This window comes from Acidovorax sp. FW305-C-20-28, assembly GCF_058783375.1.
The window spans coordinates 175521-185898 of the sequence record NZ_JBYSYM010000013.1; the positions used below are offsets into that span (position 1 = coordinate 175521).

Annotated in this window: 9 protein-coding genes; all 9 read right to left on the reverse strand. The window is 67.3% G+C overall.

What is annotated here, in order from left to right:
* Positions 1-83: 83 nt before the first annotated feature.
* A complete protein-coding gene (locus AC3WOH_RS16755) occupies positions 84-1106 on the reverse strand; it encodes a PfkB family carbohydrate kinase (protein WP_492230430.1) in 1023 nt (340 codons plus the stop codon).
* 21 nt (positions 1107-1127) lie between these two features.
* Entirely contained in the window at positions 1128-2597 is a 1470-nt protein-coding gene (gene xylB, locus AC3WOH_RS16760; protein ID WP_492230431.1) for a xylulokinase, read from the reverse strand.
* A gap of 32 nt (positions 2598-2629) precedes the next feature.
* Complete coding sequence (locus tag AC3WOH_RS16765) at positions 2630-3568, reverse strand: AraC family transcriptional regulator (protein WP_492230432.1); 939 nt, start codon at positions 3566-3568, stop codon at positions 2630-2632.
* Between the two features lie 21 nt (positions 3569-3589).
* Positions 3590-4987 (reverse strand): D-arabinitol 4-dehydrogenase, encoded by a 1398-nt coding sequence (gene dalD, locus AC3WOH_RS16770; protein WP_492230433.1) that lies wholly within the window; start codon positions 4985-4987, stop codon positions 3590-3592.
* A gap of 28 nt (positions 4988-5015) precedes the next feature.
* Positions 5016-5747 (reverse strand): SDR family oxidoreductase, encoded by a 732-nt coding sequence (locus tag AC3WOH_RS16775; RefSeq protein WP_492230434.1) that lies wholly within the window; start codon positions 5745-5747, stop codon positions 5016-5018.
* Positions 5747-6790, reverse strand: a complete 1044-nt coding sequence (locus AC3WOH_RS16780; RefSeq protein WP_492230435.1) for an ABC transporter ATP-binding protein — start codon at positions 6788-6790, stop codon at positions 5747-5749. The genes AC3WOH_RS16775 and AC3WOH_RS16780 overlap by 1 nt, the downstream gene beginning before the upstream one ends.
* A 49-nt stretch (positions 6791-6839) precedes the next feature.
* Positions 6840-7679: a carbohydrate ABC transporter permease gene (locus AC3WOH_RS16785; protein WP_492230436.1), complete on the reverse strand. Its 840-nt coding sequence runs from the start codon at positions 7677-7679 to the stop codon at positions 6840-6842.
* A gap of 22 nt (positions 7680-7701) precedes the next feature.
* Positions 7702-8562, reverse strand: coding sequence for a carbohydrate ABC transporter permease (locus AC3WOH_RS16790; RefSeq protein ID WP_492230437.1), 861 nt, complete (start codon positions 8560-8562; stop codon positions 7702-7704).
* Between the two features lie 140 nt (positions 8563-8702).
* Complete coding sequence (locus AC3WOH_RS16795) at positions 8703-10034, reverse strand: ABC transporter substrate-binding protein (protein WP_492230438.1); 1332 nt, start codon at positions 10032-10034, stop codon at positions 8703-8705.
* Positions 10035-10378: the final 344 nt, after the last annotated feature.

Consider the following 10378-nt stretch of genomic DNA (forward strand, 5'->3'; position numbering starts at 1 on the left):
TATAACTAGGCGGGAAGCCGCAGACAGTGCTGTAGCACGGCAAGGCGAACCAACGACGTTAGACGGTTGAAGGCGAATCCGTATCAGCCCTGCTGCGCCGGGTGTGCGGCAGCCCAGTCCTGCGCGGCCTGCCAGCTGGGCGGTACGCAACCCCGCTCCTGCACGCACAGGCTGGCGCTGGCCAGGGCGTGGCGCAGGGCCTGCTGGTAGGAGGCAGCAGGCAGGGCTGCGATGAAGTCCGCCATGCCGGTGGGTGCCAGGCTGGCCTGCTGCGCCTGTGCGCGCAGCAGGTACGCGAGCAGGCCCGCGAGAAAGCTGTCGCCTGCGCCCACGGTATCGACCACGGTCAGGGGTTTCGCCTCCTTGGCGAACCATTGGCTGCCGGCTGCTCCTTGCTGCAGCAACCAGGCACCCTCGCCGCCCAGCGTCAATGCCATGAGGCGGGCACGCGGGTTGGCGGCCAGCAGGTGGCGCGCGCGGGCCAGCGGGTCGGCACCGGGCACCTGCAGGTGGTCCAGATCCTCGTCGCTGGCCTTGATGATGTGGGCCTCGGCCAGGGCCGCATGCACCTGGGCGCGGTAGGCCGGCAGATCGGGCATGACGGAAGGGCGCAGGTTCGCATCCACCACCACGCAGCGGCCGGCCACGCGCTGGGCCTGCAGCCAGGGCAGGTAGATGGCGGCATCGCGCGCGTCCAGGGCCAGGGCGCCGGTGCAGACCAGTTGCAGGCCGGAGACATTCGCGCAGGCCGCGTTCAGGCCCTCGGCGGTCACGGCGCGGTCGGCCACGCCCTCGCGGTAAAAGGCGTAGTCGGGGTGGCCATGCTCGGTGAGGTTGACCACCGCCAGCGAGGTGACCTCGCCCACGGGCGTGGGCAGGGCCAGTTGCACGCCGTCGGCCGCCAGCTGCGCCGCGAGCTCCCGGCCAAAGCGGTCGCGCGACAAGGGGTTGAGGTACTGCGCGCCCACGCCCTGGCGTGCGAGCGCACGGCCCAGGTTGTAGAGCGCACCGCCCAGGCAGGGCTCGTAGTTGCCATCGGCACGGCGGATGAGGTCGATCAGCGCTTCGCCGGCAATGGCGACCTGCACAGGGGAATGTGTGGACATGGGCGAAAGACGAGAAAGGGTTCAGAAATGGGACAACAGCGCAGGGTACAGCGCCTTGAAGCGCGCGTGGCGCTCGTGCAGCAGGGCCTGCTGGGCTGCGTCGGGAACAAAGCGGGCCTCGGCTGGCAAGCGCTGGCACCACTGCGCTTCATCGCCACCGCAGGCCAAGGCAGCCAGGCGCGCAGCGCCCAGGGCGGCTGCGGCATGGGCACCTTCGGGCCGCTCGAGCACGCAGCCCAGGCCGCTGGCCAGCATCTGGGCCCAGGCATCGCTGCGCGCACCGCCGCCCACCAGGGCCAGCGGCGCGGCTGAGCCCCCGCCTTCGCCAGCCGCCGCCTGCATGGCCTGCAGTCCGTCCATGAGGCCGAAGCCCACGCCCTCCATCACAGCGCAGGCCATGTCGATGGCATCGTGCTCGGCGCGCAGGCCCATGAAGACGCCGGTGGCCGCTGCATTGTTGTGGGGCGTGCGCTCGCCGCTCAGATAGGGCAAAAAGATCGGCGCCTGCGCATGGCGCGCCAAGTCCACCCCCTGCACCGCGGCAGACAGCTGCGCCTCGCTCTGGCCGGTGATGCGCGCCAGCCAGCCGAAGGCACTGGCCGCGCTGAGCATGACGGACATCTGGTGCCAGCGGCCGGGCAGTGCATGGGCGAAAGCGTGCACGGCGCTCTCGGTGGCCGGCGCGAACCGCTCGGACACCTTGAAAACCACACCCGAGGTGCCCAGCGAGACGAAGCCCTGCCCCGCCTGTCGCGCGCCCACGCCCACCGCGCTGGCCGCGTTGTCGCCACCGCCGCCGGCCACCACCACACCCGCAGGCAGGCCCCAGCGGGCAGCCACATCGGCGCGCAGCACGCCGGTGGCATCGCTGCCCTCGGCCAGGCGCGGCATGTGGGCGCGGGTCAGGCCACAGGCGGCCAGCAGAGTGTCGCTCCAGTCGCGCCGGGCCACGTCCAGCCACAGGGTGCCCGATGCGTCGGACATGTCGCTCATCGCATCGCCCGTGAGCTGCAGGCGCAGCCAGTCCTTGGGCAGCAGCACGCTGCGCGTGCGTGCAAAGACCTCGGGCTCGTGCGTGCGCAGCCACAGCAGCTTGGGCGCGGTGAAACCAGGCATGGCCAGGTTGCCGGTGATCTGGCGCGACGCAGGCACAGTCTGCTCCAGCGCGGCGCACTCGGCGGCGGCGCGCCCATCGTTCCAGAGGATGGCCGGGCGCAGCACCTCGCCCTGCGCGCCCAGCACCACGGCGCCATGCATGTGGCCCGACAGGCCCACGCCACGCACCTGGGCCCAGGCCTGGGGTGCCTGCGCGCGCAGCTGCGCCACGGCGGCCTCGGTCGCTGCCAGCCAGTGGGCGGGGTGCTGTTCGCTCCAGCCGGGCTGGGGACGCTGCAGGGCAACGGGTGCATCGGCCACAGCATGCACCTGATGGTCCTCGCCCAGCAACAGCAATTTGACACCCGAGGTGCCCAGATCGATTCCAAGGTACATGCACTAGTCCTGAAGCAGCGGGCGAATCTCGGTCACGCCTTGCCTCCGAAGCGGCCGGCCCCCTGCTTGCGGTATTCGCTGGGCGTCATGCCCTTGATGTCCAGGAAGCGGCGGTTGAAGTTGGCCATGTTGTTGAAGCCCACGTCGTAGGCGATGTGGGTGATGTAGCGCTCGGACTCCATGAGCAGCTGGCAGGCGCGGTTCACGCGCACCAGGTTCACGAAGTCGGTGAAGGTGTTGCCGGTGGCCCGGCGGAAGAAGCGCGAGAAGCGGCTCTCGGTCATGCCCAGCTCCTGCGCCAGGTCGGCCGCCGACAGGGGCTCCGCCAGGTGGTCGGTGATGCGGCTCACGATGGCGTTGATCTGGTCAAGCTGGGTGTCGTTGTCCTCGCTTTGCAGCTGCGTGCTCGACAGCAAACGGAAGTCCGTGCACTGGGCCAGCTCGCTCAGGAACTCGCAGAAGGCGCCGAAGCGCGCCAGCCCCTGGCGCGACTTGATGCGGTGCCAGTGCTCTGCCGCCTGCGCGTGCATGCCGAAGAACTCGATGCCGTGGCGCGCACGCTCCAGCAGCGGCAGCACCTCGCGCAGCTCGGGAATGTGCTCGCTGCTGGCCACCAGGGGGGCGTGCGAGAACTGGATCACCAGGTCGCGCAGCGGCACGCCGCCCTCGGGCAGGTCCATGCTGATCCAGTTGTGCGGCAGGCGCGGCCCGGTCAGCACCAGGTGGCCCGGCTGGAACTGGCCGATCCAGTCGCCCACGAAGACCTTGCCCGAGGTGGCGGTGATCAGGTGCAGCTCGTATTCATCGTGGTAATGCCAGCGCGCCAGCGGCGTGGGAAAGCCATGCGACAGGCAGCGGATGAAGCCCGCGGTCTCTGGCGGCTCGTAGCCCAGCTCGGGCGAGCGCACATAGTCATGCTCCAGCTCCGGCTTGGTCTGGCGCGGGGAGACAGGCGTTGTCTTCACGGTCATGGCGTCGTTCCTGGGGGCAGGCTACTCCTGTGATTTTGCACGCTCGGCCACAAAGGCCTGCACCAGGGCGAAGGCCTGGCGCAGCGCGGCAACCAGGCGCGGGTCCGAGGCCATCTCGCCCCACAGGGTCGCATCCGCGGCATAGGCGGCAACGGGGTCGGCAGCCTCGCAGATGGCATGGGCCACGGCCGGGTCCATGGCCTGGTCCTGGTAGGCGTAGGGGATCTGACCGGCATGCCAGCGCTGCAGGTAGGCCAGGAACAACGCCGGCAACATGGCCACGCTGTCGAACGAGCCATTGCGCGCCAGCTTGTCGCGGATGGTCGGCGCGATCATGCCGGGGATCTTGGAGAAGGCGTCCATGGCCACGCGCTGGTTGGTGTCCGCGATGGCGGGGTTGCCGAAGCGGTCGAGCACCACGTCGCGGTAGCGCTCCAGGTCGATGGGGCACGGCAGCAGCACAGGAATCGCATCGTCGGTCACGTAGTCGTAGGCCATCTGGCGGATCGCGGCGTCGTGCGTACCTTCGTGGATGTACTGGTAGCCCGCCAAGGTGCCCGCCCAGGCAATGCAGCTGTGGGTGGCGTTGAGCAAACGGATCTTGGCCTCCTCGTAGGCCTGCACCGAGTCCACCATCTCCACGCCGACCTGCTCCCATGCGGGCCGCCCGGCGATGAAGCGGTCCTCGATCACCCACTGGATGAAGCTCTCGCCCATCAGGGCGGCCTGGTCGTCCCAGCCGGTGGCGGCCTTCACGCGCTCGGCCACGTCGGGCGTGGGGCGCGGCGTGATGCGGTCGACCATGGCGTTGGGGCTGCTGGTGTGCTCCTGCACCCAGGCCTTGAGCGCGGCGTCGCCCAGCGCGTCGATGAACTGCAGCAGGCCGCCGCGCGAGCGGTCGCCGTTGTGGCGCAGGTTGTCGCAGTTCATCAGCGTCACGGGGCCGGCGCCAGCGGCCATGCGCGCGCGCAGGATGCTCACCAGGCCGCCATAAATGGTGTGCCCCGCCTGGCCGGCCTGCACCGCCGCGAGGTCGGCGCGCAGGTCCGAAAAGTTCGCCCAGTCGAGCTGGTTGGCGGCATCCAGGTAGTAGCCGGCCTCGGTCACGGTGAACGAGATGATGCGCGTGGCGGCGTCGGCACCGGCCGCGATCAGCGGGGCCAGGTCGTCCTGGTAGGGGATGATGCGCTCGATGGATTCGATGCGGGTGTAGCTGCGCTCACCCTGGGGCGTGACGGTCTCCAGCGTGTAGCGCCCGCCCTGGGCCTGCAGCGCGGCAATGGTCTCGGCCATGTCGGGGCGCAGGTTGCCCCCCGCAATGGCCCAACGCGTATCGCCCTGCTGGCGCAGCTGGTGGACATAGACGGCCTGGTGGGCGCGGTGGAACGAGCCCAGGCCCAGGTGCAGGATGAAATTCATGGTGCGTGGATGCGAAAAAAGGGGGATCTCAGAGATCGAAATTGGTGGGCATCATCACCACGTCGCGGATGGTCATGCCGCGCGGTCGGGTGAGCATGAACAGCACCACCTCGGCCACCTCGGCGGCCTCGATGAGGCTGCCGCTGGCCTTGGCCTCTGCGAGCTTCTCGGCCGGCCAGTCGGCCAGCAGCGAAGTGATGACCGGGCCCGGCGAGATGGAGCCCACGCGGATGCCGTGCTTGAACACCTGGCGGCGCACGGTCTGCACGAAGCAGTTCACGGCCCACTTGGACGAGGCGTAGACCGGCTCCCACGGCGTGGGGAAATGCGCGGCCAGCGAACTGGTGACGATGATGTCGCCGCGGCCGCGCTCGATCATGTGGGGCAGCACGTTGTGCACGTTCTTCATCACCACGTTGACATTGAGCTGCAGCATGCGGTCGATGGCGTCGGGGTCGGCGTCGACCAGGTCACCGCCGACATAGAGCCCCGCGTTGGCATGGAAGACGTCGAGCGGGCCCGCGATGGCCAAGGTGCGTTCGAGCAGGCTGGCGCACTGCTTGGCGTCGAGCAGGTCCAGCACCAGCGGCGAGGCGTTCTCGCCGATGGCCGCGCAGGCCCTGGCCAGCGCCGCTTCATCGCGGTCGACCAGCACCACGCGCGCGCCGGCTTGCGCCAGGGCCTGGGCGCTGGCAAAACCGATTCCCGAGGCCGCGCCCGTGATGGCGGCCACCTGGCCTTGCAAAGGCTGCACGGCCATCACGCGGCCTGCTCCGCAACCACACGGCCCGCCTGGTCGAACCAGTGCGCCTGCGAGGCATCGATGTCCAGGCTCACGGCATCGCCCGCGCGCAGGCCGGTGCGCTCGTTCTGGCGCGAGACGAACTGCGCGCCGCCGGGCGTGCTCACGTAGATCAGCGTCTCGGCCCCCAGCGCTTCGACCAGGTCCACCTGCCCGCCCACCGGCGTGGCGCCCGTGCCGAGCACGGCCACGTTCTCCGGGCGCAGGCCGATGCAGCCGCCCGCGGCCCCTGCCGGGGCCTGCTGCTGCACCGGTGCGGGCAGCCTCTGCAGCGGCACCACGTTCATCTGCGGCGTACCGATGAACTGGGCCACGAACTGGTTGGCCGGGCGGTCGTACAGCTCCAGCGGCGTGCCCACCTGCTCGATGAGCCCGTCGCGCAGAACCACCACACGGTCGGCCAGGGTCATGGCCTCCACCTGGTCGTGCGTCACATAGATGGTGGTGGCGCCCAGGTCGCGGTGCAGCTTGGCGATCTCCACCCGGGTCTGGCCGCGCAGGGCCGCGTCCAGGTTGGACAGCGGCTCGTCGAACAGAAAGACCTTGGGCGCCCGCACGATGGCGCGGCCGATGGCCACGCGCTGGCGCTGCCCGCCCGACAGCTCCTTGGGCGTGCGCTCCAGGTAGGTCGTGAGGTTGAGGATGGCGGCGGCACGCTCCACCTTCTCGCGCACGATGGCCGGGTCGACCTTGGCGAGCTTGAGCGCGAAGCTCATGTTCTCGTACACGCTCATGTGCGGGTACAGCGCATAGCTCTGGAACACCATGGCCAGGTCGCGCTTGCTCGACGGCTGGTCGGTGATGTCGCGGCCGTCGAGCATGAGCGAGCCTCCGTCGATGTTTTCCAGCCCCGCGATCAGGCGCAGCAGCGTGGACTTGCCGCAGCCCGAGGGGCCGACGAAGACGATGAACTCGCCCTGCTGGATGGTGAGATCGATGCCCTTGATGGCGCGGTGCTCGCCGAAGAATTTCTCGATGCCGCGCAGTTGAAGATAGGCCATGGAATCGGTTTCCTGAAGACGTGATTGCGGTAGGAAGGGAGGCTGCGCGCTATTTCACGGCGCCGAAGGTCATGCCCTGGACGAGCTGCTTCTGGCTGAACCAGCCGAAGACCACGATGGGCGCAATCGCCATCAGCGAGGCGGCCGACAGCTTGGCCCAGAACAGGCCTTCGGGGCTGGAGTAGGACGCGATCAGTGTGGCCAGCGTGCCGGCCTTGGCGGCGCTCAGGTTCAGGCTCCAGAAGGCCTCGTTCCACGACAGCACCAGGCACAGGAGGCCGGTGGAGGCCAGGCCGCCCATGCCCAGGGGCAGCAGCACCAGGCGCACCTCCTGCCACAGGGTGGCGCCGTCCATGCGCGCGGCCTCCAGGATCTCGCGCGGGATGTCCTTGAAGTGCGAATACAGCATCCACACCATGATGGGCAGGTTGGACAGCGCGAACACGATGATCAGCGCCAGTTGGGTGTCCAGCAGGTGGCTCTTTTGCGCCAGCACGTAGATGGGCACCAGCGCGCCCACGGCAGGCATCATCTTGGTGGAGAGCATCCACATCAGGATGTCCTTGGTGTACTTGCCCTTGAAGAAGGCCATGGCGTAGGCCGCGGGCGCCGCCAGCAGCAGGCCCACCACGGTGGAGAGCACGCTGGTGACGACCGAGTTCTTGGCGTACAGCAGGTAGTCGCTGCGCTCCTGCACCTCGTGGAAGTTCTCCAGCGTGGGCATGAAGACGAACAGCGGCGGCACGGCAATGGCCTGCAGCTCGGTCTTGAACGCGGTCAGCAGCAGCCAGGCCAGCGGGAAGAACAGCAGCAGGGCCACGCCCCAGGCGGCCACGGTGCGCAGGGCCAGGAGGCCCAGGGGGTAGGAGGATCGGCGTCGGGTGCTCATGTCGGGGTCCTTCTTCTTGTCTTTATTTATCGAGGTTCTTGCCGACCATGCGGATCAGGAACACCGCTGCAATATTGGCCAGCACCACCGCGAACAGCGCACCGGCCGAGGCCACGCCCGCATCGAAGTTGAGCAGCGCCTGCTTGAAGATCAGGAAGGTGACGTTGGTGCTCGCATCGCCCGGGCCACCGCCCGTGGTGGTGTAGATCTCGGCAAAGATGCTGAGCAAAAAGATCAGCTCGATCATCACCACCACCGCCACCGAGCGCGCCAGGTGCGGCACGTAGAGGTAGCGCAGCTGCTGCAGGTAGTTGGCGCCGTCCATGCGCGAGGCTTCCAGCTGCTCATGGTTCATGCTCTGCAGCGAGGTCATGAAGATCAGCGTGGCGAACGGCAGCCACTGCCAGGACACCATGACGATCACCGAGAACAGCGGGTGGTCGGTGAGCCAGTCCACCGGCTGCGCGCCAAAGAACATCCACACCTGGGCGAGCACGCCGTAGATGGGGTTCATCATCATGTTCTTCCACATCAGCGCGTTCACCGTGGGCATGACGAAGAAGGGCGAGATCAGCAGCACCCGCACGATGCCCCGGCCCGCGAACGGCTCGTTGATGAGCAGCGCGATGGCGATGCCGAACACCACCGTGATGAGGATCACGCTGCCCAAGAGCAGCAGCGTGTTGACCACCGCCGTGCCGAACGAAGGGTCGGTGACGAAGTACTCGAAGTTTTCCAGCCCGGCAAAGCCGGTCTGGTCTGGCTGCATCAGGTTGTAGCGGATCAGCGAGAAGTAGATCGTCATCACCAGCGGCACGATCATCCACAGGAAGAGCGTGGCCATGGCTGGCGTGAGCAGCAGGCGGGGGAGCAGGCGGTTCATGGGAATCCCGGGAGAAATCTGGCGTCGCCAGACAAGGTAGACGCCGGTGCCAAGGCCCTGAGAGGCCGAAACTCCCCGCCACACCTGTGCGCAGCGAGGAGTCGCGGGCCCCGATCAGGCCTCGGCGGCCGGCCAGCGGCTTACTTGTAGTAGCCGCCCTTCTTCATTTCACGGTCGGCGGAGACCTGGCTGGCCTTCAGCGCCGCATCCACACTGGTCTTGCCTGCCAGGGCCGCGCTCATCTGCTGGCCCACGGCGATGCCGATGGCCTGGAACTCAGGGATCGCGGCGAACTGCACGCCCACGTAGGGGCTCTTGGGCAGGGTGGAGTCGGTCGGGTTGGCCGAGTCGATGGCCACCTTCTCAGCGGCGGCGAAGCGGGCTGCCTTCTGGAACTCGGGGCTGGCGTAGGTGCTCTTGCGGGTACCGGTGGGCACGTTGGCCCAACCGTTGGTCTTGGCCACGAGCTGCACGTAGTCCTTGCTGGTCGACCAGGTGATGAACTTCTGCGCGGCGTCCACCTTCTTCGAACCGGCGGGGATGGCCAGGTTCCAGGACCACAGCCAGTTGGCGCCCTTGGGCGTGTTCATGGTGGGCGCCTGGGCAAAGGCCATCTGGTCGGCGACCTTGGACTGCTTGGGATCGCTCACGAAGGAGGCGGCGATGGTCGCGTCGATCCACATGCCGCACTTGCCCGAGTTGGTCAGCGCCAGGATTTCATTGAAGCTGTTGGCCGACGAGCCGGGGGGGCCGTAGTTCTTGAGCAGGTCCACGTAGAAGGTGATCGCATCCTTCCAGGGCTTGGATTCGAGCTGCGGCTTCCACTGCATGTCGAACCACTGGCCGCCGAAGGTGTTGACCAGCGTGGTCAAAAAGGCCATGTTGTCACCCCAGCCCGGCTTGCCGCGCAGGCAGATGCCGTACACGCCGTTCTTGGGGTCGTGGATCTTGGCAGCCAGGTCCTTGATCTGGGGCCAGGTGGGGCGCTCGGGCACCTGCACGCCAGCCTTGTCGGCCAGGTCCTTGCGGTACATCAGCATCGAGCTTTCGCCGTAGAAAGGCGCAGCGAACAGCTTGCCATCGATCGACAGGCCATTGCGCACCGCAGGCAGCAGGTCTTCCACATCGTAGGCGGCGTCGGTCTTGAGCTCCTGCAGCCAGCCCTTCTTGCCCCAGATGGGGGCTTCGTACATGCCGATGGTCATCACGTCGAACTGGCCGCCCTTGGTGGCGATGTCGGTGGTGACGCGCTGGCGCAGCACACCTTCCTCCAGCGTGACCCACTTGAGCTTGATGTCGGGGTTGGCCTGCTCGAAGTTCTTGGAAAGCTTCTGCATCTCGATCATGTGGCCGTTGTTCACGGTGGCAATCACGAGCTCGGTCTGCGCATGCGCAGCGGCGCCGCACAGCGATGCCGCCAGGGCAGCAACGGCCAGGGCCAGGCGGGTGTGTGGACGGGTGGAACGGGGCATCGGAACGTCTCCTGCGTAGTTGGTATGGATCTGCCATTCAACGCCGGTCGGATCGCGGCATTGATGGCCTGAACGATACCGATGCTCTGATGCTCAGTTGATACTTTGAAAACCCATACACATACTAATTTTCGCCAGAATCTCAGGATTTACACCTAGATGAGTCAATTAGGTATGCGTACCCCCGGCCTGCGGTGCCTGTCCAAACCCTGTTTTGCGCGGCAAGGACGGGAGCCCCTCGCCCATTTGTGGGCCGCTGACTATTTCCAAAACTGGAACAGACAGTTCGTGACTGGGTAGTTTTTCTCTGAACACCTGAGGCGTACAGTTCAACCCATCGATGA

Coding starts and splice junctions, on each gene's coding strand:
- AC3WOH_RS16755 (WP_492230430.1), bottom strand. CDS start 1,106: ATGTCCACACATTCCCCTGTGCAGGTCGCCATTGCCGGCGAAGCGCTG.
- xylB (WP_492230431.1), bottom strand. CDS start 2,597: ATGTACCTTGGAATCGATCTGGGCACCTCGGGTGTCAAATTGCTGTTG.
- AC3WOH_RS16765 (WP_492230432.1), bottom strand. CDS start 3,568: ATGACCGTGAAGACAACGCCTGTCTCCCCGCGCCAGACCAAGCCGGAG.
- dalD (WP_492230433.1), bottom strand. CDS start 4,987: ATGAATTTCATCCTGCACCTGGGCCTGGGCTCGTTCCACCGCGCCCAC.
- AC3WOH_RS16775 (WP_492230434.1), bottom strand. CDS start 5,747: ATGGCCGTGCAGCCTTTGCAAGGCCAGGTGGCCGCCATCACGGGCGCG.
- AC3WOH_RS16780 (WP_492230435.1), bottom strand. CDS start 6,790: ATGGCCTATCTTCAACTGCGCGGCATCGAGAAATTCTTCGGCGAGCAC.
- AC3WOH_RS16785 (WP_492230436.1), bottom strand. CDS start 7,679: ATGAGCACCCGACGCCGATCCTCCTACCCCCTGGGCCTCCTGGCCCTG.
- AC3WOH_RS16790 (WP_492230437.1), bottom strand. CDS start 8,562: ATGAACCGCCTGCTCCCCCGCCTGCTGCTCACGCCAGCCATGGCCACG.
- AC3WOH_RS16795 (WP_492230438.1), bottom strand. CDS start 10,034: ATGCCCCGTTCCACCCGTCCACACACCCGCCTGGCCCTGGCCGTTGCT.